The following is a 25,986-nucleotide window of genomic DNA, read 5'->3' as shown; positions in this document are numbered from 1 at the left end:
ACCATGCCCTTCACTCGCCGCGACCTGTTCCGGACGGCCGGAGTCGCCGGAACAGGCTTCCTGCTGGCCGCCTGCGGTACGTCCGGTCCGGTGAGCGCGCCGGTCGCCGGGGCGGGGGCCTCGGCCGCGAGGCGGGGCGGCGTGCTGAAGGCCGTGTTCACCGGTGGTGGCGCGGGGGAGAGCCTCGACCCGTACACCGGCGGATCGCCGATCGACTTCGTCCGCCACGACGTCCTCTTCGATTCCCTGTTCACTTTGGACAAGGCCGAGGTCGTGCCGGGGCTCGCGTTGGCGGCCGAACCCGCCCCGGACGGCCGTTCGTTCGTGCTGCGCCTGCGCGGTGACGTCCGCTGGCACGACGGGACGGCGTTCACCGCGCAGGACGTCGCGTACAGCTTCCGCTACATGAACGCGCCGGAGCGGGCGTATCCGAGCCAGCTGGGGTCCTTTGTGGACTCGGCGGCGGTACGGGTCCGGGACGCCTTGACCCTGGAAGTGCCCACCAAGCAGGCACTCGGCGACCCCGCCCTGTTCCTGGCCGCCTTCCCGGCGAAGATCGTCAAGGACGGCGCGACCTCGTTCACCGCGGCGACGACCGTCGGCACCGGCGCCTACCGGGTGACGGCGTTCGAGGCCGGCCGCGAAGCCCGCCTCGCCAGGTTCGACGGGTACTGGGGCGGCCCCGCGCCCGCCGACGAACTCGTCCTGCTCAGCCTCACCGATCCGCAGGCGAAGGTGAACACCGTCGTCACCGGGCAGGCCGACTTCGCCGGGGACATTCCCTTCACCACGGCCAAAACCGGGGTCGCGAGCGGTGATCTCGAAATCCGGACGGCCGGGGACGACCATCGCACCGCCTTCGGTTTCGTGCTCAACCCGGCGCTGAAACCGTTCGACGATCCCCGCGTCCGCAAGGCCGTCCGGCTGGCGATCGACCGGCAGGCGCTGGTCGACACCGTCTTGCTCGGCTACGGCGCCGTGGGCAACGATCTGCTCTGCGCCGGCGCGAAGTACTTCGCCACCAAGGAACCGCTCGCCCGTGACCTGGACAAGGCGCGGGGACTCGTTCGCGAGGCGGGAGCCGAAGGCGCGGAAGTGACCATCCGGACGGCGGAGTACGAGATCGGGTACAACGCCTCCACCCAGTTGCTCGCCGAGCAGCTGAAGGCGATCGGCCTCGTGGTGAAGCCGCAGATCGTCGGCCCCGCCGAGTTCTTCCGGCCCGAAGCGGTGGCCGCCGCGCACGGGGTGGCGTTCTCCAGCGGCGCCGTCCCGCTCGCGGTGATGTACGGCAGGCTCGCCGGGTTCCCCGGGCTGGCATTCCCGGACGAGCGGTTCAAGGCGGCGTTCGGCACCGCGATCGCCAGCACGGACGAGGGCACGCGCGCCAAGGCCTGGGCCGAGGTGCAGGACGTGATGTTCGATCGCGGCAACACCATCGTCTGGGGCCAGGCCGACGTGTTGAGCCTCGCGCGCAAAGCCGTCGCCGGGATCACCGTGCGGGATCAGGCCAAGTACCCGTACCTCGGGAAGGCCGGCATGGCGTGACGGCTTTCGCGCGCAAACTCCTGACCCGCCTCGGCATGCTGGCGGCGTTGTCGATCCTGGTGTACGCCGGGGTGGACCTCCTGCCCGGCGACCCGGTCACAAGCAGGCTCGGGATCTCCGCGACCCCCGAGCAGGCCGCCGCGCTGCGTGCTCGGCTCGGTCTCGACCGGCCGCTTCCGGTGCGCTACGCCGAGTGGGTCTCGGGCCTGTTCAGCGGAAATCTCGGTGTCTCGGTGAGCGGCCGTCCGGTGACCGAGATGCTTTCGGACCGCGTCGGCAACTCCGCGTTGCTCGCCGGGCTGGCCGTGCTGCTGCTGGCCCCGCTTTCGCTGGGGCTCGGACTGTGGGCGGCTTGGCGGCGCGGCCGGGTCGCGGACAAGACGATCTCGGCGGGGGCGCTGCTGATGGCGTCCGTGCCGGAGTTCGTCGTCGCGGGCGGGCTGGTGCTGCTGTTCGCGGTGACGCTGCGGTGGTTCCCCGCGGTGTCCCTGCTGCCCGCGGGCGCGAACCCGCTCGCCCATCCCGAAGTGCTCGTCCTCCCGGTGGCCAGCCTGGTGCTGGTCGGCTCCGCCTACGCGGTCCGCGTCATCCGAGGCGCGGCGACGCAAACGCTTGCGGGGCCGCAGGCGGAGTTCCTGCGGCTCAACGGGGTGCGCTGGCCGGTGCTGGCGCGCCGGCTCGTCGTCCCCGCCGTGCTGCCGGTCGCGGTCCAGGTCTGGCTCGTCACCGGTGTCGCGCTCGTCGGCGGCGCGGTGCTGGTGGAAAAGGTGTTCGGCTACCCCGGAATCGGTGAACTGCTCGTGTCCTCGGTACAGACCGGTGATCTGCCGGTGGTGCAGGCCGTCGTGCTCGTCCTCGGCGCGCTGATGCTGCTGGCGTTGCTGCTCGCCGACCTCGCCGTCGTCCTGCTGACCCCGCGCCTGCGCACGGGAGGCGCGCGATGATCCGCCGGGTCCTGATCGCGGCGGGGGTCCTGCTGCTCGGCATCGTCCTTTTCGGACCCGAGCTCGCGCCGCATTCCGCGACCGCGCCGGTCGCCCCGCCCTACTCGCCGCCGGGGACCGGCGGGATCTTCGGCACCGACCACCTCGGCCGCGACGTCCTTTCCCGCGTGCTCCACGGCGGCAGGCCCCTGCTGCTGACCAGTCTCGTGTCCGCGTTCGCGGGCGCGGGCCTCGGCGCCGCGCTCGGCCTGTTCACCACGCTGGCCCGCCGTCGCTGGGTGGAGCCGGTGCTCATGCGGCCGCTCGACACCCTCGCCGCCATCCCGCCGATCCTGGTGTCGCTGCTGGTGCTGGCCGCCGTGCCGAACCGCGCGGGCCTGGTCCTCGCGGTCGCGCTGGCGAGCATCCCGCTGTCGGCGCGGGTGGCGCGGGCGGCCGCCGAACAGGTCCGCGGCCGCGCGCACGTCGAAGCCGCGATCGCCAGGGGCGAGCGGTGGCCCTGGCTGCTGGGGCGCGAAATCCTGCCGCTGGTGGCGGGGCCGCTCGCCGCCGACCTCGGCCTCCGGTTCGTCACGGCCGTGTACCTCGTCGCGGCGGCGGGTTTCCTCGGGCTCGGCACCTCGGACTCGGACTGGGGGCTGCTCATCGTGGAAGCCCTGCCGGGCGCGGCGCTGCAACCGTGGGCGCTGCTCGTCCCGGTCGCCGGGATCGCGATCCTCGCCGTGGCCGCCAACCGGACCGCGGAGCGACTGACATGAGCGTGGTGCGTATCTCCGATCTCCGGCTTTTGGCCGGGGACACCGCGATCCTCGACGGCGTCGACCTGACGATCGGCGAGGGCGAGGCCGTCGCGCTGGCCGGGCCGTCGGGCGCGGGCAAGACCTCCCTGGCGCTGGCGGTGCTCGGGCACCAGCGGCCCGGCGTCCGCCGGACCGGCGGAACGGTCGAGGTCAGCGGGCCGGTCGGCTATTTGGGGCAGGACCCGGGTTCGCTGCTGAACCCGTACGCGCGGGTCGCGTCGACCCTGCGGACCGCCGCCGGGCGGCGGGTGCCCCGCGAGTTCGTCGACGCCCTGCTCGACCGCGTCGCCCTGCCCGCGAGCCTCGCGCGCCGTTACCCGCACCAGCTTTCCGGCGGGCAGCAGCAACGCGTCGCGCTGGCCGTCGCGCTGGCGCGCGCGCCGCGGCTGCTGGTGCTGGACGAACCGACGACCGCCCTCGATCTCCTGGCCAAGGCGGAGGTGCTCGCCGAGATCAGGCGGCTGCGGGAGGAAGGAGTCTCACTGCTGTGGATCACGCACGACCTGGCGGCGGTGCGGGATCTGGTCGACCGGGCGGTGGTGCTCGACGGCGGCCGCCTTTCCGCTCCCGCCGACGCAATGAACGGACCGTTCCTTGCGAAATTTGCCAGGAACGGACCGTTCATGGCACGCGGAAGCGAGGTACTGCGGGCCGAGAAGCTCACCGCGGGCTACCGGGGAGCCCCGGTCCTCACCGAGGTGGGCCTCAGCGTCGGCCGGGGCGAATGTCTCGCCGTCCTCGGTGTCTCCGGAGCGGGCAAGAGCACCCTCGCCCGCTGTCTCGCCGGACTCCACCGCCCGGACGCCGGAACCGTCACCCGCCAAGGCGACCCGCTCAAACCCGACGTCCGCGACCGCGACACGAAGGAAAGGGCCGCCGTCGCCCTCGTCGCCCAGAACCCGGCCGAGGCCCTGCACCCGCGCCAGACCGTCCGCACCGCGCTCACCCGCCCGATGCGGCTGCTGCGGGGAATCAAGTCCCGCGAGGAACAGGACGAGAAAGTCGCCGAACTGCTCGAAGCGGTCGGCCTCGACTCCACGATGGCCCCAAGGCTCCCCGGAGAGCTGTCCGGTGGGCAGAGACAACGCGTCGCGCTCGCCAGGGCCTTGGCCGCCGACCCGGAAGTCCTCATCTGCGATGAAGTCACCTCCGCACTCGACGCCGCCACCCAGGCGGAGGTTCTCGCCCTGCTGAACGAACTTCGCGCGCGACGCGGACTCGCGGTCGTCCTGATCACCCACGACGCGGGAGTCGCGGCGTCCGCGTCGGACCGGGTGACGGTGCTGCACGCGGGCCGCACCGTGCTCACCGCGCCGACCGCCGAACTGGTGCCCGAAGGCAGCGACCCGGACCGCGTGATCGCCGGCCTGCTGACCGATCCGTCCAGAACCGAACAAGGAGCTTCGCTGGTATGACCGAGCAGATCATCGACGAGCTGCGTGTCTTGGGCGTCCGGTTGTGGGCCGAGTCGGGGCAGCTGAAGTTCCGCGCCCCGCGCGGCGTCCTGACCGACGCGCACAAGGCGACCCTCAAGGCGAACAAGGCCACGATCCTCGCCCTGCTGGAGGAAGACGAGAAGGCCGTCGTCCACGACGAGGAAGCCCGCCACGAGCCGTTCCCGCTCACCGACGTCCAGACCGCGTACCTCCTGGGGAGGCAGGATCCGTTCGGGTACGGCGGAGTCGCGTGCCACGGCTATCTCGAAGTCGCCTATCCCGGCCTGGACCCCGAACTGGTCGAGGACGCGTGGAACGTCCTCATCACCCGGCACGACATGCTCCGGGCGGTCGTCGAGCCCGACGGTTACCAGCACGTCCTGCCCGAGGTGCCGCGATTCCGCGTCGGGCACTCGGACGATCCGCTCGCGGTCCGCGCGGAACTGGGGCACCGCGTCTACGAGACCACGCGCTGGCCGCTCTTCGACCTGCACGTCACCCCCGGCACGCTGCATATTTCGATGGACTCGCTGATCGCGGACTGGGCGAGCGCCGGGATCCTCCTCAGTGAACTCGACACGCTCCTCGCCGACCCGCACGCGGATCTCCCGTCGCTCGAGATCACCTTCCGCGACCACCTGCTGGCCGACCGCGCCCTGCGCGACACCGATCAGTATCGGCGCGATCGCGACTACTGGCTGGCACGCGTCGACGACCTGCCCGCCGCGCCGGACCTACCCCGGAAACCGGAGGACGGCACCGGTCCGGTCCGGTTCGAGCGGCGGCACACCCGGCTCGACGCCGCGGACTGGACGGCGTTGTGCGAGCGGGCGAAACAGTACGGTCTCACGCCGTCGAACGTCGTCCTCGCCGCCTACACGGACGTGCTCCGCCGCTGGTCACGACGCCCTCGGTTCGGGCTGAACCTGACGCTGCTCAACCGGCGGCCATCGCATCCGCAGGTCGGAAAGCTCGTCGGCGACTTCACCTCCGTGACCCTGCTGGCGGTGGAAGACCAGGCGGGGCAGGCGTTCCACGAACGCGCCCGCGGGCTCGCCGGACAGCTGTTCACCGACCTGGACCACCGGCTGTTCTCCGGCGTCGAGGTGGTGCGGGAGATCGCCCGCCGCCGCGGCCGGGAGGCCGCGCTGATGCCGGTCGTGTTCACCAGCGGTATCGGGCTCGGATCGGGCGACCGTCAGGCGGGTTACGGCATCACCCAGACGCCGCAGGTGTTCCTGGACTGCCAGGTGACCGACGACGCGGGTGGGCTCTCGGTCAGCTGGGACGTCCGGCAGGGGATCTTCCCGGACGGGCTGGTCGCTGACATGTTCACCGCTTTCGAAACCCGCCTGCGCGGGCTGGCCGCGGGCGGTGACGCCTGGGAGAGCACCGCCCCGGTCCCGCTGCCGGAGTGGCAGATCGCCGAACGCGCCGCGGTGAACGACACGGCCGCGCCGCTGCCCGACACGCTGCTGCACGAGGACTTCTTCGCCCGCGCCGCCCGCGATCCCGACGCGGTCGCGGTCACCGGGCCCGCCGGGACCCTGACCTACGGGGAACTGGCCCGCCGAGCGGGAGCGGTCGCGGAAGCGTTGCGCGGCAAGGAACTCGGTCGCGTCGCCGTGCTGATGGACAAGGGGCCGGAGCAGATCGCGGCCGTACTCGGCGTGCTGCTGGCCGGCGGCGCGTACCTGCCAGTGGACACGACGCAGCCCGCGCTGCGCCGCGAAAAGGTCCTTGCGTCGGCCGGGGTCCGTGTCGCGCTCAGCCAGTCCTGGGTCGGACGTCCGGACGGCGTCGAGGTCATCGATGTCGACACGCTCGAACCGGCTGGCTCGATCCCCGTCGCGACGCCGGGTGAGCCGGACACGCTGGCGTACGTGATCTACACGTCCGGTTCGACGGGCGAGCCGAAGGGCGTGATGATCACGCATCGCGCGGCGCTGAACACCATCGAGGACATCGTCCGCCGCTTCGGCCTCACCGGAGAGGATCGCGTGCTCGGGCTCGCGCACCTCGGGTTCGACCTGTCGGTGTACGACATCTTCGGCCCGCTTTCGGTCGGCGCGAGTCTCGTCCTGCCGGACGCGGGACGGCCCGGCGACCCGTCGCACTGGGCGCGGCTGGTCGCCGACCACGACGTCACCGTGTGGAACTCGGTGCCCGCCCAGCTCCAGATGCTGGCGAATTATCTCGAGTCCGAGCCGGTGGCGATTCCGAGCCTGCGCCTGGCGCTGCTGTCCGGGGACTGGATCCCGGTCACGTTGCCCGCGCAGATCGCGAAGCAGTCGGACGTCGAACTGGTCAGCCTCGGTGGTGCCACCGAAGCGGCGATCTGGTCCATCTGCCATCCCATCACTCGAGTCGATCCGGAGTGGGTGAGCATCCCGTACGGGAAACCGCTGGCCAACCAGGGCTTCCGTATCCTCGACGAGTCTTATCAAGACTGTCCTGTGTGGACTCCGGGAGACCTGTACATCACTGGGGACGGACTCGCTCTCGGGTACTTCGGCGACGAAGAACTGACCGCGTCGAGGTTCTTCACCCATGAGGGGATCCGCCTGTACCGCACCGGCGACCTCGGCCGGTATCTGCCCGGCGGTGAGATCGAATTCCTGGGCCGCGAGGACGATCAGGTCAAACTGCGTGGTCACCGGATCGAACTCGGCGAGGTCGAAGCCGCGTTGCTGGCACACGAGGACGTCGGGGCGGCCGCGGTCGTGCTCACCGGCGAGCGACACGGCGAGCGCGCGCTGCTCGGTTTCGCCGAGCCCGCCCGGCGGTCCGAAAAGGACGAAGTCCCGCCACGACTGGCCGAAACCGTCCGCAAGTTCGCCGCCCGCCAAGTCGACGGCATCGATGAAGGCCAAGTCACCGAACACGTCGAGAATCTGCACGAAGCCGCGCTGCTGTCCATGCTCGCCGCGTTGACCGAACGCGGTGCGTTCGAGCAGCCACAGGACGCCGACGGCGTGCTGGAAGCGTCGAGGATCCACGAGCAGCACCACTGGCTGGTGCGGCGCTGGCTCGTTCTCCTCACCGACGCCGGAAAACTCGCCTTCGACGGCCGCTACACCCGGGTCGCCGACGCCACTCCGGACCTGGTCGCCGAAGCCTGGCGGCGGGTCGAGCGGGGGCTCGCGACCACTGAATTCGTGCGTTACCACGAACTCCACGTCGAGCACATCCACGCCCTGCTGGACGGCGACCAGAACCCGTTCGAGCTCCTGTTCCCCGAGGGACGGCTGGACACCGCGCGGGCCATCTACCGCGACGACACGATCACCCGCTACCTCAACCACGGCGCCGCCGCGCTGCTGAACCGGCTCGCGGCGGCGGGCGACCGGCCGTTGCGGGTGCTGGAGGTGGGCGCGGGCACCGGCGCGACGACGTCGGCGGTCCTGCCGATGCTCGAAGGTTTCGACGTCGACTACCTCTTCACCGATCTCACGCCGTTCTTCCTCACTCCCGCCTGCGAGGAGTTCCCTCGCGCCCGCTTCGGCCTGTTCGACCTCGACCAGGACTTCCGGCCGCAGGGCTACGCACCGAACTCGTTCGACGTCGTCCTCTGTGCGGGAGTGCTGAACAGCACGCGAGACCCGAGCGCCGCCATCGCCGCGGCGACCGAACTGCTGGCACCCGGCGGCTGGCTCGTGTTCACCGAACCGACCGCGGAACATCCGCATATCCTGCTGACCCAGGGTTTCATGATGGAACCCGTAGGCGGTGACCACCGGACCGGCGCGACCCCGCTTCTGTCCACTGAGGACTGGCTCGGCCTGGTCGACGCCGGCGTCGTCCTCCCCGCCGACGGCCATCCCCAAGCGGCGCAGGGGATGCGGCTGTTCGCGACCCGGGTCAAGACCGACCGGCGCCACGTCACCGCGGACGGTCTCACCGCGTTCCTCGCCGAACGCCTCCCCGCGCATATGGTCCCCGCGCACGTCCAGGTCGTCGACGAACTGCCGCTCACCGGGAACGGCAAGGTCGATCGCAAAACCCTGGCGGGCTGGCGGCCGTCCGTCGCCGACGACGACCTCGCCGCCGAGGACGGCCCGCCGGACGAACTGGAGGGCAGACTCACCGCGTTGTGGGCGGGAGCGCTCGGCCTGCCGCGGATCGGCCGCGACGACAACTTCTACGACCGCGGCGCCGATTCGCTCGTCCTCGCCCGGGTCGCGGGGCGGCTGCGCGAAGAGATCCCGGAGGCCGGTCCGTTCACCTACGACACGCTGCTGCGTCAAATGCTCAACGAGCCGACGGTTTCCGCACTGGCCGGAGCCTTGCGCGCACAACCGCTGTCCACCCCGGTGGAGGACCACGACAAGCAGGGCAACGCGCTCCTGGTTTCCTTCGGTGGCGGGGAGGAAGGTCCGGCGCGAGTGTTGTTCCACGCGGCGCTCGGCACCCTCGACTACTTCCAGTCACTCGGGAAGGCCTTGGCGGCGCAGGAACTCGGGCCGGTGATCGGCGTCGCCGTCGCCGACCAGGAGGCCTACTGCGAGATCGACCCGAAACGGCTGATCGGCCGGGTCGCCGACGACTACGCCGACCGCCTGCTCGCCGCCGGGCACACCCGGTTCCAGCTGATCGGCTACTGCCTCGGCGGGCTGCTCGCCACCGAGGTCGCCCGGCGGCTGCTGGAACGCGGCGTGCCGGTCGACGACCTCACCCTCGTCGACAGCATCCCGATGTTCCTGGAGACCGGGGAAGAGCTGGCCTTCGAGGCGATCTTCGTGCCGAACCTCAACCTCGATCCGGTCGCCGCCGTCTTCGGCTCCGAAGTGGACAGTGCGGACGTCTACCGGGCGATCGAGAAACTCATGACCGACCACGACCGGAACGTCCCCGCCGGGGCGATGGGCGCGCTGACGGGCGACCCCGGCCTGGAAGCGGTCGCGGCCGCCGTCCGACGGCGGCACGAAGTGGACCAGGAGACCCGGCTCGCGCAGTACGCCGAAGCGGCCTCGAAGCAGGCCGGGATCCCGGTCGACCCCGAACTGGTCCCCGCGCTGTTCCGGGTCTGCCGTCACAGCATGCGCGCGGCCCGGTACGACCCCGAGCCGTACGTCGGCGACATGACCTTCCTGCGGGCGAGCGAACAGCAGTCGTTCGGCGTCACCGCCGGGGTCGGGCATCTCGCGGCGCCGTTCTGGGAGCGGACCTGCCTCGGCGAGTTCACCGTGGTCGACGTCCCCGGCAACCACTTCAGCGTCATCGAACCGCCGAACGTCGACGTCGTCGTCGCCCACCTCGGTGCCGCCCTCACCCCGGGAGTGACCGCGTGACCCCACTGAAGGAACTGCGCGAACCCGTCGCCGGGTTGACCCGGCTCGGCGTGATCGTCGGCGCCGCCGGGTCACTGACCACCCTCGTCCCGTTCGCCGGGCTCGCCGAGTTCGGGCGAGTGCTGCTGGAGGACGGCCCGCTCGACACCGGCAGGCTCACCACGGTCGCGGTCGTCATCGTGGCCGCGCTGATCACGGGGGCCCTGCTGAACATGCTCGCGCTGGGGCTGACCCATGTCGCGGACGCGCGGCTACAGGCGATCCTGCGCCGCCGCATGGTGGACCGGCTCGGCGCGGTCCCGCTCGGCTGGTACACCGATGTCACGTCGGGCCGGGTACGCAAGGCCGCGCAGGACGACGTCGAGGAAATGCACCACCTCCTGGCGCATCACGACGTCGAGACGACCGGCGCGATCGTGCTGCCGCTCGGCGGGATCGCGTACCTCGCCTGGCTGGACTGGCGGCTCGCGCTCCTGGCGATCGTCACCTTGCCCATCTACCTGTTCGCCTATGTCTCGATGATGCGCGGGTTCGCCGACAAGATGCGGCAACTCGACTCGGGATTCGCGAAGGTGAGCGCCGCGATCGTCGAGTTCGTGCACGGGATCACCGTGGTCAAGGCGTTCGGCCAGGCGGGACGGGCGCACCGCGGCTACCGGCAGGCCGTCGTGGACTACGGCGAGCGGTACGCCGGCTGGGTCCGGCCGATCCTCAAACTCGAAGCGCTGACGTCGCTGGCCCTTTCCGCGCCGGTGATCGCGCTGGTGAGCCTGGCCGGCGGGACCTGGTTCGTCTCCCAGGGCTGGGTGAGCCCGGTCGACGTCCTCGCCGAAGTGCTGGTGGCGATGATCATCCCGTCCACCTTGCTCACCCTCAACAGCGGATTCACCGCGCAGCGCAAGGCGGAGGCCGCCGCGGAACGGATCACGGCGCTGCTGGCCACCCCGGTGCTGCCGGTCGCGGCGGAACCCGAGGAGCCGCAGGGGCATCTGGTCGAGTTCGACCGCGTTTCGTTCGGCTACGACGAGGGCGGGACCGTGCTGGCCGACGTCAGCCTGGTCTGCCGTCCCGGCACGGTGACCGCGCTGGTCGGCAGTTCGGGAGCGGGGAAGTCGACGCTGGCGAAACTGGTGCCCCGGTTCTACGACGTCACCGGCGGAGCGGTGAAGCTCGGCGGGGTCGACGTCCGGCGGATCGCGCCGGAGGTGCTGTACCGCAAGGTCGGATTCGTGCTGCAGGACGTCCAGCTGCTGCACGGCACCGTCGCCGACAACCTGCGCCTCGGCCGTCCACAAGCGACGGACGCCGAAGTCGAAGCCGCCGCGGACGCCGCGCGGATCCACGACCGGATCCTCGCGCTGCCAAGGGGTTACGAGTCGGTCGTCGGGGAGGACGCGGTCTTCTCCGGTGGCGAGGCACAGCGGATCTCGATCGCGCGCGCCCTGCTCGCCGACACCCCGGTGCTCGTCCTCGACGAGGCGACCGCCTACGCCGACGCGGAATCCGAAGCACGGATCCAGCAGGCGCTGTCCACCCTCGCCCGCGGCCGCACGGTACTGGTGATCGCGCACCGGCTGGCCACCATCGCCGGAGCCGACCGGATCGCGGTGCTCGACGGCGGGAAGATCGCCGAATCCGGCACCCACGAAGAACTACTGGCCGAAGACGGGCGCTACGCCCGCATGTGGCACGCGCACGCCGGTGCCGAGGAGGGCGTCCGATGATCAGGGATCTGCTGGCGATCATGGGGCCCGAACACCGCCGATCGCTCCGTGTCTATTTCGTGTGGCTGGCCGGATACGCCGTGCTGCAAGGGCTCGCGATGGCGTCGCTCGTCCCGGTGCTGCGGGCGCTGCTGGGTGGGACACCCGGTGACGCGTGGAGCCCGCTGCTGGTGACCGCGGTGATCGTCGTCCTCGCCTGCGTCGCGCACTACCAGCAGGCGATGAAGGGATTCGCGCTGTCGCTGGTCACGCTGACCAGCCTGCACACCCGGCTCGGCGACCACGTCGCGAGCCTTCCGCTCGGCTGGTTCTCCTCGGAGAAGGTCGGCAGGCTTTCCCGCAGTGCCACCGGCGGCACGCTGATGGTCACCAGCGTCACCGCGCATCTGCTCACCCCCGTCGCCACCGGGACCCTCACGCCGGCGACCGTCGCGATCACGATGTTCTTCTTCGACTGGCGCCTGGCCGTGGCCACGGTCCTGTGCGCGCCGGTGCTGTACCTCGTCCATCGCTGGGCGGCGTCCTCGGTCGGCCGGTCCGAGGAGCGGACCGACGCGGCGAGCAGCGTGGCCAGCAGCCGGGTCGTGGAATTCGCCCGCACCCAGCAGGCGTTGCGGGCCTTCGGCCGGACGACCGACGGCTACGCGCCGCTCGACGACGCCATCGAAACACAGCGCAAGGAATGGGGCGGCATGCTCGCCAGGACCGCGCCCCGGCTGCTCGCGAGCGGTCTCGCCGCGCAACTGGCGTTCGCCGCGTTGATCGCGGTCGGGGTCTCGCTCGCCGCGAGCGGGTCCATCGATCCGGTGGTGCTGGTGGCGCTGCTCGCGCTCGCGGCGAGGTTCACCGGCCCGCTCGGCGAACTGGCCGGGCAGAGCGGGATGCTGCGCATGGCGGCCAACGACCTGCGCCGCCTCGCCGCGATCTTCGACGAGAAACCGTTGGCGGAACCGGCCGAATCGAAGCCGGGACCGGTACCCGGTGAGATCGCGCTGGACGGGGTCACTTTCGGCTACCGGCCGGGCGAACCGGTACTGCGCGACGTGTCGCTGCGGATCCCGCCGGGCACGATGACCGCGATCGTCGGCGCCTCCGGTTCGGGCAAGACCACCATCACGCGACTGGTCATGCGGTTCTTCGACGTCGACGAAGGCGTGGTCTCGGTCGGCGGCGCGGACGTCCGCGATCTGTCCACTGTGGATCTCATGGCGCAGCTGTCGGTGGTGATGCAGGACGTCTACCTCTTCGACGACACCCTGGAGGCCAACATCCGGCTCGGCAGGCCGGACGCTTCCGACGAGGACGTGCGCGAGGCGGCGAGGCTGGCCGGGGTCGACGAGATCGTCGAACGGCTGCCCGGCGGCTGGCAGAGCAAGGTCGGCGAGGGCGGCACCTCGTTGTCCGGTGGTGAGCGCCAGCGGGTCTCGATCGCCAGGGCACTGCTCAAGGCCGCGCCGATCGTGCTGCTCGACGAGGCGACCGCGGCGCTCGACCCGGAGAACGAGCGGTTCGTCCAGAACGCGCTGCGGTCGCTGAAGGACCGGTCGACGTTGCTGGTCATCGCGCACAAGCTGCCCACGGTGATGGCGGCCGACCAGATCCTCGTGCTCGACGGGGGAGAGATCGCCGAATCCGGGACACATGAAGAACTGCTGGCGGCGGGCGGCCGGTACCTGGATTTCTGGCGGGAACGCCGGGAAGCGCGGGGCTGGCGTCTGGTGGGTGGCGCGTGATCGGGGTCCTGGGGGCGACCGGCGACGTCGGCCGTCACGCGGCCGGCTTCCTGGAGCGGCTCGGGATCGGCCCGGTGCGCGCGGGCGGCTCCGCCGTCGCGGACTTCCGGGACCCGGCCTCGCTGGATCGGTTCGCCGCCGGCTGCGAGGTGCTGGTCAACTGCGCCGGACCCGCGCACGCCGTGGGGGACAGGGTCGCCGAAGCCGCCCGCCGGGCGGGGGCGCACTACGTCGACGCGTCCGGGGACGACCCCGTGGAAGTCCATAATGGACGGACGGCGTTACTGTCCGCCGGTCTCCAGCCCGGGCTCACCGCGATCCTGCCCCGGTGGCTGGCCCGTGACGCCGAAGTCCACGACCTCAAGGTCTGGCTCGGCGTGTCGGATCTGTTCAGCCGCTGCGCCGCCGAGGACTACCTGCACGCGGCCGCCGCCGGTCACGGCGAGGCGCTGGCTGCCTGGCGGGGCGGACGGCGTTCGAAGGCGTCGACCCGCGAGTCCGGGGTCACGCTCCCGTTCTTCCCGGAGCCGGTGAACCTGTTGCCGTACCTCACGCCCGAGTCCGAACGGCTCGCGCGAGCGCTCCGGATCGCCCGTGGCGACTGGTACACGGTGCTGTCCGGCGAGCACGTCGGCCGGGCCTTCGACCGGGTCCACGGGCTCGGCCGCGAAGAAGCGGTGGCGGACCTGTGCCGGGCGAGCCGCCTCGACCTCGCCGGACGGGAGCCGCGGGTCGTGCTGATCGCCGAAGCCGACGGCCGCACCGCTGTGCTCCGCGCGAAGGGAAACGGCGCGGTGACCGGTGCCGTCGTCGCGCTGGCCGTGTCCGCGGTCGAACGCGGCGAAATCCCGCCAGGCTCCTATTTCGCGGGTGACGTCCTCAGTCCGAAGTCCCTTGTGGACGGTCTGACCGGCCTGGGCGTCGCCGACGTCGCCCTCTTCGACCGGCCGCTGAGCCGTCTCGTGCTGGAAGAGGAGGGTGTGCTGTGAACGGCGAAGACATCCCCAAGGCGTTGCGGGTGATCGAGGAGATCAGCCTGCGGGCGATGGCCGCCGCCCTGCCGTCGTGCGTTCCGGCGCCCCGGCACGAATGGCTCGCCGAACGATGGCGTGCGGCGTTGTCGGCCGAAGACGTCACCCCCGAAGCCGTCGAACCCGGCCCCGAGTTCGAGAAAGCCTATGCCGCGCTGGGTTTCCCACCCGCGATGGCCGCGCTCCACCGGGTCACGCTGGGAAGGCTGCGGGATCTGCTGGCCGACCGGGTGACGCTGCCGGACCTGTTCGGCGCCGCGGAGCTCGCCGCCTACCAGGACAACGTGTTCACCCGGTTCCTCAACGCGGCCGCCGCGCATGTACTCGGCGGCACCCGTGACGTCCTCGAGATCGGCGGCGGCGAAGGTCTCGCGACCGCGACGATTCTTCCCGCCGTGACGGGGAAGTACCTGTTCACCGACGTGTCCCGCGTCTTCACCGTCGCCGCGGCCGAGCGCTACCGCGACCGCGAAGGGTTCGTCACCGCGGTGCTCGACATGGACCAGGACTTCGGCGAGCAGGGGATCACGGCCGCGGCCGCGGTGTTCGCTGGGAACGCGGTGCACAACGCCGCGCATCTCGGCCGGACCCTGCGGCGGATCCGCGGCCTGCTCGAACCCGGCGGAAAGCTGGTGTTCACCGAGTCCAGCCACGAGAACCACGCCCTCCTGACGTCCATGGCCTTCCTGCTTTCCGCTCCGGACGGGAAGGCGCGGCCAGGGACGGCGGATCGCCGGGCGGGCTCGCCGTTCCTCGACGAACCCGGCTGGCGGGCCGAACTCGCGGCGGCCGGGTTCACCCTGCGCTCGGTCCTGCCCGAACCGGACTCCCCGCTCGCGGTCGCGGGTCAACGCCTGTTCGTCGCCGTGGCCACCGACGAGATCCCGGCCGAGTGGAGTCCCGCGAAGGTGCTCGCGCACCTCGAACGGACGGGTGCCGAACACGCCGTGCTGCCCGCCTCGACGCTCCGGCGGCTCCCGGAGCATCCGGCCGCGCTGCTCGCGGATCTGCCGCGGCTGCGCCGGATCGAGAGCTCCGGATGGCTCACCGACGCGGAGACGGAAGCGGTGCGGGACGCGTTCGGTGTCGAGGTCGTCCGGCACACCGCGGTGGAGGCGCGGGTCGACGTCGCCGCGGCGGGAGCCGCCGCTGACCGGGCACTGGCGCACATCGACCTCCCCGCGGCGGTCGAGGCCGTCGAAGGGCTCGGGCGGACGGCGTTGCTGTCGATGGTCAACGTGCTCCGCCCGGTGCTGGGTCGTGCGGAGGACGACATCCTCGCCATCACCCCCGGGCATCGGCGGCTGCTCGAACGCTGGCTCGACGTCCTGAAGGCCGAGGGCCTGCTGACCGCCGACCACCGCCCCGTGCCGGATCCGGCCGAGTACTCGGACGAGGCGCTGGAGAAGGCCTGGCAACGGGCGCGGCGGGCTTGGCTGGACACGGTCGGATCGGCGGGCACCATCGACTACGCCATCGCCAACGCGCGGAAGCTGCCCGAGCTGCTGGCCGGCCGCGAGCAGGCGGTGAACCTCCTGTTCCCCCAGGGCCGGACCGACCTCGCCGCGGCGCTCTACCGCGAGAACGTGACCGGCCGCTACCAGCACCACGCGGTCAGCGCGCTGGCCGCCGGGATCGCCGCCGGACGGCGGGTGCGGATCCTCGAGGTCGGTGCGGGCACCGGCGCCACCACCGACCACGTGCTCCCGGCGCTGGCCGACGCCGAGTACCTGTACACCGACGTTTCGGCGTACTTCCTGGACCAGGCGAAAGAGCGGCTGGGCGGAGACCCACGTGTCCACTTCGGACGGTTCGACATCGATCTCCCGATCGCGGACCAGGGGTTTTCCCCGGAGTCGTTCGACCTCGTCATCGGCGGCGGAGTGCTCAACGCGGCGCAGGACACCGACGCGTCCGTCGCCCGGCTGACCGAACTCCTGGTCCCCGGCGGCTGGCTGCTGCTCACCGAACCGACCGTCGAAGAGTTCTGGATCCTGACGTCGCAGGCGTTCCTGATGGCCGACGCCGCCGACGACCGCGCCGGGAACCGCGCCAGCTTCCTGACGCTGCCGCAGTGGAACGCCGTCCTCGACCGCGCCGGCCTGCTCCGCGCGGACGGTCTGCCCGCCGCCGGTCACCCGCTCGAACCACTGGGCCATCGGGTGTTCGCCGCACGCAAGCCGGCCCCACCTCGCTGAAAGGACCGCCCTCATGGAAGGTTTCACCGGCTGGCCCGCGGAATTCGCCGACCGCTACCGCGCCAAGGGGTACTGGCAGGGCCGCCCGCTCGGCACGATCCTCACCGACGGCGCCGCGAAATGGCCGGACCGGGTCGCGCTGGTCGACGGCGACCGCGTGTGGACCTATCGGCAGTTGGCCGACTGGTCCGGCAGCGTGGCCGCCGGGCTTCAGGCCAGGGGAATCGGCCGGGGCGACCGGGTCCTGGTCCACCTGCCGAACCTCGCCGAGTTCGTGGCGCTGGTCTTCGGCCTGTTCCGGGTCGGGGCCGTCCCGGTGCTGGCTCTGCCCCCGCACCGGGAAACCGAGATCACGCACCTGGCCGAACTCTCCGAAGCGGTCGCGTATGTCGCGCCGGACGTCCACGGCGGCTTCGACCACCGCGAGCTCGCGCGGAAGCTGACCGGGGTCGAGCACGTGGTCATCGTCGGGGAGGCGCAGGAGTTCACGCCGTTCCGGGAGCTGGCCCAAGAGGCCACTGTGGACATTCCCGAGCCGGACCCCGGTGAGGTGGCGGTCCTGCTGCTCTCCGGCGGGACCACCGGGCTGCCGAAGCTGATCCCGCGGACCCACGACGACTACCACTACAACCTGCGGGCCAGTGCCGAAGCGGCCGGATTCGACGGCGAGACCCGATATCTCGCCGCGCTGCCCGCCGCCCACAACTTCGCCTTCGCCTGCCCCGGTGTGCTCGGCACGCTCTGGGCGGGAGGCACGGTCACGATGACGACGTCGGCCGACCCCGAGACGGCGTTCGGCCTGATCGAACGCGAGAAGATCACCGCCACCGCGCTGGTGCCGCCGCTGGTCCTGGTCTGGCTGGACGCGGCGGAAGAGAGCCACGCGGATCTGAGCAGCCTGCGGCTGGTGCAGGCGGGCGGCGCCCGGCTCAAGGACGAGGCCGCGCGCCGGGTCCGTCCTGGCCTGGGCTGCGCGCTCCAGCAGGTGTACGGGATGGCCGAAGGGCTGCTCAACTACACCGGTCTCGACGATCCCGACGAGCTGATCACCGGCACCCAGGGGCGTCCGCTCAGCCCGGACGACGAGGTCCTCGTGGTCGATCGGGACGGGAATCCGGTCGCCGACGGCGAGGTCGGGGAGTTGCTGGTCCGGGGGCCGTACACGATCCGCGGCTACTACCGGGCCGGGGAGCACAACAAGAAGTCGTTCACCGCGGACGGCTTCTATCGCTCCGGCGATCTCGTCCGGCGGTTGCCCGGCGGTGAACTCGTCGTCGAAGGACGCGGCAAGGACGTGATCAACCGCGGCGGCGACAAGGTCCCGGTCGAGGAGGTCGAAAACCTGCTGCTGACCCATCCCGGCGTGCACGACGTCGCGATCGTCGGCGTCCCCGACGAGGTGATGGGCGAACGCACCTGCGCCTTCGTGATCCCGAAAGGCCCACCGCCGACCAGGCGTGACCTCGTCGCACATCTCACCGGGCTCGGTGTGGCCGCGTTCAAGATCCCCGACAAGGTCCGCGTCGTGGAGTCCTTCCCGCGGACCGGTCTCGGCAAGGTCGATCGCGGCGCGCTCGGACCGGAGGTCCGCTCATGACGGTGTTCGAATATCCCTTCAACTCCTTCACCGGGCTCGAACTCGCGGACGGCTACGACGACGCCCGCCACCGTCCCGGTCTGACCAGGGTGAAGCTGCCGCTCGGCGAACCCGCCTGGCTGGTGACCCGGTACGAGGAGGCCAAACAGGTCCTCGCCGACCGTCGCTTCAGCCGGGCGGAGGCCCACCGGCGTGACGCGCCGCGTGCGCTGTCCCGGATCCCCGGCGGGATCGTGACCATGGACCCGCCGGAACTGACGCGGATCCGCGGGCTGGCGGTGAAGACCTTCACGCCCCAACGGGTCGAACGGCTGCGGCCGCATGTCCGGCGGCTGGCGAACGAGCTGATCGATTTGATGGTGGACGTCGGCGCGCCCGCCGATCTGGTCAAGGACTTCTCCCTGCCCATCCCGATTTCGGTGATCTGCGAGATGCTCGGAGTGCCTTCGCGCGACCACGAACGGTTCCGGCTGTGGAACGACGCGCTCCTCGCCACCGACCTCGCACCGGAGGAGGTGCAACGCAACCTCGGTGAGCTGGCAGGCTATTTCTCGCGGCTCATCGCGGCGCGCCGGGACGAGCCGGCCGAGGACCTGATCTCGGCTCTGGTCGAGGCGTGCGACGCCGACGACGAACTGTCCGAAAAGGACCTCGTACTCCTTTGCGTCGCGCTGCTCGTCGCCGGGTACGAGGCGACGGCGTCGCAGATCCCGAACTTCCTCCATGTCCTGCTCCGGAATCCGGCGCAGCTCGCGCGTCTGCGCGCCGAACCGCAGCTGATCCCGAACGCGGTGGAGGAGCTGCTGAGGTTCGTGCCGCTGGCGTCGAGCGCCATGTTCGCGCACTACCCGTCCGAGGATGTCGAAGTCGGGGAAACGCTGGTACGCCGGGGAGAACCGGTGCTCGTGTCGATCGGATCGGCCAACCGGGACGCCACGCGGTTCGGAGAACCGGAAGCGCTCGACCTGGATCGGAACGCCCAGGGTCATCTGGCGTTCGGCTACGGGATCCACCACTGCGTCGGCGCGCCGCTCGGCCGCGTCGAACTGCAGGAAGCCCTGCGGGCCCTGCTGACCCGGCTGCCCGGGCTCCGGCAGGCCGGCGAGATCGAATGGAAGACCGCGACGTTCTTCCGCGGGCCGCTGAGCATGCTCGTCACCTGGTGAGAAAGGACTTCTCCTTGTCTGTCGAAGATCTGCACGGGCATGTCGCCGAACTGCTCGAACTGGACGAGATCGGCGCCGACGACAATCTGATCGAGCTGGGCATGGACTCGATCACGATGATGCGGCTGGCCGGAAACTGGCGGAAGGCCGGGGCGAACGTCAAGTTCGCCGATCTGGTGACCACGCCGACCCTCTCGGCGTGGGAGAAACTCCTCGCCGACGGGACTCCCGAACCCGAACCGGCACCGCAGTCCACAGTGGACGAGTCGGGTACCTTCCCGCTCGCGCTGATGCAGCACGCCTACTGGGTCGGCCGCGAACCGGGGCAGCGGCTCGGCGGTGTGGCGGCGCACTTCTACCACGAGTTCGACGGCGTCGGCGTCCGGCCGGAGCGACTGGAACCGGCGGTGCGCGCCGTGCTCGCGAGGCACGGGATGCTGCGCGTGGTGATCAACGACGACGGCACCCAGCGCATCGCCGAGCCGGGCGGGTGGCCGGGGTTGCGGGTCCACGACTTCCGCGAGGCCGCAGACCTGTCCGGTTCGGACGCTCTGCGGGATCGGCTTTCCCACCGTCAGATGGACATCGGCGCGGGCGAGGTCTTCGACGTCCAGCTGTCGCTGCTTCCCGGCGGGCGCACTCGGACGCACGTCAACCTCGACATGGTCGCGGCCGACGCGCTGAGCCTGCGGGTCCTGCTGGCCGATCTGGCCCGGGCCTACCAGGGTGAACCGTTGCCGCCGCTGGACTACAGCTATCCGCGCTATCTGGCCGAACGCCGCCGGGCCGGAGCCGGGGCGGCGTACTGGCAGGACCGGCTGGCGAGTCTGCCGGGCGCCCCGCGGTTGCCGGTCGCCGGGCAACTCGGCGAGGCCGCCCGGGTGACCCGGCACCACCGGAAGCTCACCGCGGACGACGTCCGGACGCTGGAGAACGGCGCTCGCCGTCACGGCCTGACCACCGCGATGGCGTTGGCCGCGGTCTTCGCCGAGACACTGACCGCGTGGAGCGCCGAGCCCGCGTTCCTGCTCAACCTGCCGCTGTTCGACCGCGATCCGCTGCACGCGGACGTCGACGCCCTCGTCGGCGACTTCACGTCGTCGGTCCTGCTCGAATGGGACGGGAGCGTTCCGGGCACCTTCGCCGAACGCGCGCGGCGCCTGCAGGACCGGTTCCACACCGATGTCGCCTACACCGGGTACTCGGGCGTCGAGGTGCTGCGCGACCTCTCCCGCGCGCACGGGGAACAGATGCTGGCGCCGGTGGTCTACACGAGCGCGCTCGGACTGGGGGAGTTGTTCTCCCGCGAGGTCCGCGAGTGTTTCGGCGACGCCGTCTGGATCATCTCGCAGGGCCCGCAGGTCTGGTTGGACGCGCAGGTCACCGAACTCGACGGTGGGCTGCTGATGAACTGGGACGTTCGCGAGGACGCGTTCGTCCCCGGGGTGCCCCAAGCGATGTTCGCCGCCTACGGCCGGTTGCTCGACCGGCTGCTCGCCGGTTCCGAGGCCTGGTCGGAGCCGGTGCCGCCGTTGCTGCCGCGGTCCCAGACCGAGGTACGCGCGGTCGCCAACGACACCGCGGTCCACCGGCCTCCGCACGCGCTGCACGAGCCGTTCTTCTCGCTGGCCGAAGCGAATCCCGAGGCGACAGCGGTGCTCTGGGAGATCGACGGCGTCCTGAGTTACGGCGAGCTCGCGGCGCGGGCGCTGAAGGTCGCGGGATATCTGCGCTCGCGGGGCGTCGAGTCCGGCGACCTCGTGGCGGTGTCCCTGCCCAAGGGGCCGGAGCAGGTCGTCGCGGTGCTCGGGGTGCTCGCCGCGGGCTGCGCCTACGTGCCGATCGGCGTCGACCAACCGCCCGCGCGCCGCGAACGCATCCTCTCGTCGGCGGGTGTCCGGTTCGTGCTGGACACGCTCCCGCCGTCCGGGGACCCCTTGGCGAGGCCCGAGTTCGGCGCGGGACTCGCGTACGTCATCTACACCTCCGGTTCGACCGGGGAACCCAAGGGCGTCGAGATCTCGCACGGCGCCGCCGCGAACACGGTCGACGACCTCAACGCCCGCTTCGGAATCGGCGCGGAAGACCGGACGCTGGCGTTGTCCGCGCTGGAATTCGACCTCTCCGTGTACGACATCTTCGGCCCGCTGTCGGTGGGTGGCGCGGTGATCTGCCCGCGGGACACCGGGCGCCGGGACGCGACCGTGTGGGCGGACCTGGCCGGCCGGCACCACGCGACCGTGCTCAACTGCGTTCCCGCGCTGCTGGACATGCTGATGCTGGTGACCGACGAACTGCCGCTGCGCGTGGTGCTGCTCGGCGGGGACCGCGTCACCACGGACCTTCCCGGCAGGCTCGCCGCCCGCGCACCGGGCTGCCGGTTCGCCGGCCTCGGCGGCACGACGGAGACCGCGATCCACTCGACGGTCTTCGAAGTCGCCACCGTGGATCCACAATGGACTTGTGTGCCGTACGGGACACCGCTGGGCAACGTCGTCTGCCGCGTGGTGGACGGCCTTGGCCGGGACCGGCCGGACTGGGTCCCCGGTGAGTTGTGGATCGGCGGCGCAGGCGTCGCCCTCGGCTACCGCGGCGATCTCGAGCGGACGGCGGACCGGTTCGTCGAAGTCGACGGCACGCGTTGGTATCGCACGGGCGACCTCGCCCGGTACCTGCCGGACGGCACGCTGGACTTCCTCGGCCGGGCGGATCACCAGGTCAAGCTTCGTGGGCACCGGATCGAACCGGGGGAGATCGAAGCCGCGGCGACCGAACATCCGGAGGTCTCCCAAGCCGTCGCGGTGGTGACCGAGGACCGGCGGCTGGCCGTCGCCCTGGTCGGTTCGGCGGAAGGGCTCACGGACTTCCTCGCACAACGGCTGCCCGCGCCGATGATGCCCGACGTCGTCGTCGCGCTGGACGCGCTACCGCTGACGGCCAACGGGAAAATCGACCGCGCCGCTCTGCGCCGGACGCTGACGGGCCACCGTGACGAGCGAGTCGTCACGGCTCCGGAGGGGGAGGTCGAACACCTGGTCGCCGCCGCGTGGGCCGAGATCCTGCGGGTGCCCGAGGTCGGCCGCGAGCACGACTTCTTCGCGCTGGGCGGGGATTCGCTGCTGGCCACCCGCCTGATCGGCAGGCTCCGGTCCGACGGTCTGACCGGTGTCTCGCTGAGCGCGCTGTTCGGCGCCCCGACGCTGGCGGCGTTCGCGGCCGCGCTCGAACTCGACCAGTCCATTGTGGATTCCGGGGTGCTGGTGGCCGACCCGGAGAACCGGCACGAGCCGTTCCCGCCGACGCCGGTGCAACGCGCGTACTGGCTCGGCCGGGACAGCGGGTTCACGCTCGGCGGGACCGGCTGTCACTTCTATCGCGAGTACGACGTCGAAGCCCTCGACGTGTCGCGGTTGGAAGTCGCGCTGAACAAGCTGATCCGGCGGCACGAGATGCTGCGGGCGGTCTTCGACGAGCAGGGCGACCAGCGGATCCTGCCGGAAGTGCCTTGGCTTCCGGTGGAGGTGACCGACGAGACCCCCGAAACACTGCGGGAGTCCATGTCGCACCAGGTGTTCGACCCGTCGTCCTGGCCGCTCTTCTCGCTTCGCGGGGTGCGGCAGGGCACCCGGACGCGGCTCGCGGTCGGTATGGACAACCTGGTGCTCGACGCGTTGAGCATCCTCACCTTCTACGCCGAACTCGCCGCCCTGTACGAGAACCCGGACGCCGAGCTGCCGCCGGTGGAGGTCTCGTTCCGCGACTACGTGCTCTCCACCCCGCCGCCGTCGGAGGAGGCGGAAAGGTACTGGAGTGAGCAGCTGCCGACCTTGCCGCCCGCGCCACAGTTGCCGCTCGCCAAGGAACCGGCCGAGGTCGGTGTCCCCCGCTTCAGCCGCCGTGCCGCCGTCATCGAGGCCGCCCGGTGGACGAGGATCACCGATCTGGCTCGTGAGCACGGGGTGACCCCGTCGGCGGTGCTGCTCAGCGCGTTCTCCGAGGTGATCGGCCGATGGAGCGCCAGCCCCGACCTCACCCTGAACCTCACGCTGTTCGACCGCCGGGAGGTGCATCCGGATATCGGCCGGGTGATGGGCGATTTCACGTCGCTGCTGCTCGTCGGCTACCGGCCCCGGCCCGGCGACGGCTGGCTGGATCGCGTCCGCCGTGCGCAGGAGGAGTTGTGGGCGGCGCTGGACCACCGCGACGTTTCGGCCGTGCATCTGCGCCGGGAACTCGCGAGGGCGTCGGGCGATCCCGAGGTCGTCATGCCGGTGGTGTTCACCAGCGCACTCGGCTTCGCCTCGGCCGACGGCGACGGTTTGTTCGCCGAGCAGGTCTGGGGTGTCTCGCAGACGCCGCAGGTGTGGCTCGACCACCAGGTCACCGAGGTCGACGGCGGGATCGCGATCAACTGGGACGCCGTCGACGACTTGTTCCCGCCGGGACTGCTCGACGCGATGTTCGAGGCGTACCTCAAGCTGGTCGACCTGGTGGCGACCGAGGATTGGCGTGCCCCGGTGGCCGATCTGCTGCCCGCCGCGCAGGCGTCCGTCCGGGCGGAGGTCAACGCCACCGAAGGCCCGCTGCCGGAGCGCGCCCTGCACGCCGACTTCTTCCGGCTGGCCGCGGCGGACCCCGGCAGGGTCGCCGTCGTGGGCAGCATGACGTACGGCGAACTCGCCGAGCGGTCGCTGCGGATGGCGTCCGCGTTGATCGCCCAGGGAGCGGAACCCGGCGACCGGATCGCGGTCGTCCTGCCGAAGGGGCCGGACCAGGTGGTCGCCGTGCTCGGGGTGCTCGCCGCGGGCTGCGCGTACGTGCCGATCGGCGTCGACCAGCCGGCCGCGAGGCGTAACCGCATCCTGAAACTGGCCGGTGCCCGGCTGGCGATCACCGATGACACGTCCCGGGCAGGTACCGCCGTCGCCGTCCTGCCGAGTACCGCGATGTCCTGCTCTCCGCTTCCCGCCGCGGTGAATCCCGATCCCGACGAGCTGGCGTACGTGATCTTCACGTCCGGCTCGACCGGCGAGCCGAAGGGCGTCGAAATCACCCATCGGGCGGCGATGAACACCATCGACGACATCAACGCACGGTTCGAGGTCGGCCCGGACGACCGGGTGCTCGCGGTGTCCGCGCTGGACTTCGACCTCTCGGTGTACGACATCTTCGGCCTGCTGTCGGCCGGCGGCGCTCTCGTCACGATCGACGAGGACGACCGCCGTGACGCACGGCGCTGGCAGGAACTGGTGACCCGGCACGGGGTGACGATCTGGAACACCGTGCCCGCGCTCCTGGACATGTTGCTGGTCGTGGCTCCTTCCGTGCCTTCGCTTCGGCTCGTGCTCGTCTCCGGTGACTGGGTCGGCCTCGACCTCCCCGAGCGGGCAGGTGACCTCCGGTTCGTCGCGCTCGGCGGGGCGACCGAGGCGTCGATCTGGTCGAACTTCACCGAGGTGACCGGGTTGGACCTGGCGTGGCGCTCCATCCCGTACGGGAAACCGTTGCGCAATCAGGCCTTCCGGGTGGTCGACGACCTCGGCCGGGACTGCCCGGACTGGGTGCCCGGCGAGTTGTGGATTGGCGGCGCCGGGGTCGCCCGCGGCTACCGCGGCGCTCCGGACCTGACCGCCGACCGGTTCGTCGAGTTCGACGGCGGACGCTGGTACCGGACCGGTGACCTCGGGCGGTACTGGCCGGACGGCACCCTGGAGTTCCTGGGACGGCGGGACCAGCAGGTGAAGATCCGCGGCTACCGGATCGAGCTGGGTGAGGTCGAGGTGGCGCTGCTCGAGGCCCCGCACGTCACGCAGGCCGCCGCCGCCGTCCACGGCACGGGAGCGGACCGGCGGCTGGTCGCGGTGATCACCGGAGCGTCCGATGTGGACAGTACGCTCACCGACGTCGCGACCAGGCTTCCCGCGCACATGGTCCCGGAGCGGCTCGTGACCGTGGACCGGATCCCGTTGAGCGCCAACGGGAAGCTCGACCGGGTGGCGGTCGCCGCGCTGGCGGCCCCGGCACGCGTCGAGGTCATGGAGCCACCGCGGGGGGAGTGGGAGCTCGCGGTGGCCGCGCTGTGGCGGGAACTGCTGGCGGTGGAGACCGTCGGACGGCGGCAGAACTTCTTCACCCTCGGCGGGGACAGCCTGCGCGCGACCCGGATGCTGGAAACGGTGCGCAAGCGGTACGACGTCGTCCTGCCGCTGCGGACGTTGTTCACCGCTCCGACGGTGGAGGGTGTCGCACGGCAGCTGGCCGCTCTGGCACCCGAAGCTTCCGAGGAAGGGAGCCTCTGAAGCCACACCGGTGAATTACTGCCGCTGGACTGGCACTCCTCGGCGGACTTTGACCAGGGAATCAGCTGGATCCACGACACCGTGATCCGGGTCACCGGAGCCGGGTTGATCGGTCAGAACTGCGCCAAGAGACCGTCCGGAACGCCCTTCCGAAGGACCGCGCCCACGACCGGCGGCGCTACGTCATCGACGTACTCGACGTCGTAGAGCTGAGGGGCC

At 71.2% G+C, this 25,986-nt stretch carries 12 protein-coding genes; all 12 read left to right on the top strand.

Going from position 1 to position 25,986, the window contains the following annotated elements; all coding sequences use genetic code 11:
- Positions 1-3 precede the first annotated feature (3 nt).
- From DMH01_RS13435 to DMH01_RS13380, 12 genes are read left to right on the top strand one after another with little or no spacing between them, the layout of a single operon-like run.
- A complete protein-coding gene (locus tag DMH01_RS13435; RefSeq protein ID WP_125676462.1) occupies positions 4-1,548 on the top strand; it encodes an ABC transporter substrate-binding protein in 1,545 nt (514 codons plus the stop codon).
- Positions 1,545-2,492: an ABC transporter permease gene (locus DMH01_RS13430; protein ID WP_233621495.1), complete on the top strand. Its 948-nt coding sequence runs from the start codon at positions 1,545-1,547 to the stop codon at positions 2,490-2,492. Before DMH01_RS13435 ends, DMH01_RS13430 begins: the two co-directional genes overlap by 4 nt.
- Positions 2,489-3,250 (top strand): ABC transporter permease, encoded by a 762-nt coding sequence (locus DMH01_RS13425; RefSeq protein WP_125676460.1) that lies wholly within the window; start codon positions 2,489-2,491, stop codon positions 3,248-3,250. The genes DMH01_RS13430 and DMH01_RS13425 overlap by 4 nt, the downstream gene beginning before the upstream one ends.
- Positions 3,247-4,707, top strand: coding sequence for an ABC transporter ATP-binding protein (locus DMH01_RS13420; RefSeq protein WP_125676457.1), 1,461 nt, complete (start codon positions 3,247-3,249; stop codon positions 4,705-4,707). Before DMH01_RS13425 ends, DMH01_RS13420 begins: the two co-directional genes overlap by 4 nt.
- Positions 4,704-10,019 (top strand): non-ribosomal peptide synthetase, encoded by a 5,316-nt coding sequence (locus DMH01_RS13415; RefSeq protein WP_125676440.1) that lies wholly within the window; start codon positions 4,704-4,706, stop codon positions 10,017-10,019. The genes DMH01_RS13420 and DMH01_RS13415 overlap by 4 nt, the downstream gene beginning before the upstream one ends.
- Positions 10,016-11,743, top strand: a complete 1,728-nt coding sequence (locus tag DMH01_RS13410; protein ID WP_125676438.1) for an ABC transporter ATP-binding protein — start codon at positions 10,016-10,018, stop codon at positions 11,741-11,743. Before DMH01_RS13415 ends, DMH01_RS13410 begins: the two co-directional genes overlap by 4 nt.
- Positions 11,740-13,476 (top strand): ABC transporter ATP-binding protein, encoded by a 1,737-nt coding sequence (locus DMH01_RS13405; protein ID WP_125676436.1) that lies wholly within the window; start codon positions 11,740-11,742, stop codon positions 13,474-13,476. The genes DMH01_RS13410 and DMH01_RS13405 overlap by 4 nt, the downstream gene beginning before the upstream one ends.
- A complete protein-coding gene (locus DMH01_RS13400; RefSeq protein WP_125676434.1) occupies positions 13,473-14,465 on the top strand; it encodes a hypothetical protein in 993 nt (330 codons plus the stop codon). Before DMH01_RS13405 ends, DMH01_RS13400 begins: the two co-directional genes overlap by 4 nt.
- On the top strand, positions 14,462-16,705 hold the full coding sequence (locus DMH01_RS13395) for a class I SAM-dependent methyltransferase (RefSeq protein WP_125676432.1): 2,244 nt from the start codon (positions 14,462-14,464) through the stop codon (positions 16,703-16,705). Before DMH01_RS13400 ends, DMH01_RS13395 begins: the two co-directional genes overlap by 4 nt.
- Before the next feature lie 13 nt (positions 16,706-16,718).
- Positions 16,719-18,302, top strand: a complete 1,584-nt coding sequence (locus DMH01_RS13390) for a (2,3-dihydroxybenzoyl)adenylate synthase (RefSeq protein ID WP_125676430.1) — start codon at positions 16,719-16,721, stop codon at positions 18,300-18,302.
- Positions 18,299-19,468 carry a cytochrome P450 gene (locus DMH01_RS13385; protein ID WP_125676428.1) on the top strand — a complete coding sequence of 390 codons (1,170 nt, stop codon included), beginning with the start codon at positions 18,299-18,301 and terminating at the stop codon, positions 19,466-19,468. Before DMH01_RS13390 ends, DMH01_RS13385 begins: the two co-directional genes overlap by 4 nt.
- A 14-nt stretch (positions 19,469-19,482) precedes the next feature.
- On the top strand, positions 19,483-25,767 hold the full coding sequence (locus tag DMH01_RS13380; protein WP_233621494.1) for a non-ribosomal peptide synthetase: 6,285 nt from the start codon (positions 19,483-19,485) through the stop codon (positions 25,765-25,767).
- Positions 25,768-25,986: the final 219 nt, after the last annotated feature.

The organism is Amycolatopsis sp. WAC 04182 (assembly GCF_003947465.1).
Classification (GTDB): Bacteria; Actinomycetota; Actinomycetes; order Mycobacteriales; family Pseudonocardiaceae; genus Amycolatopsis.
This window is presented reverse-complemented; position numbering and strand designations above follow the sequence as displayed.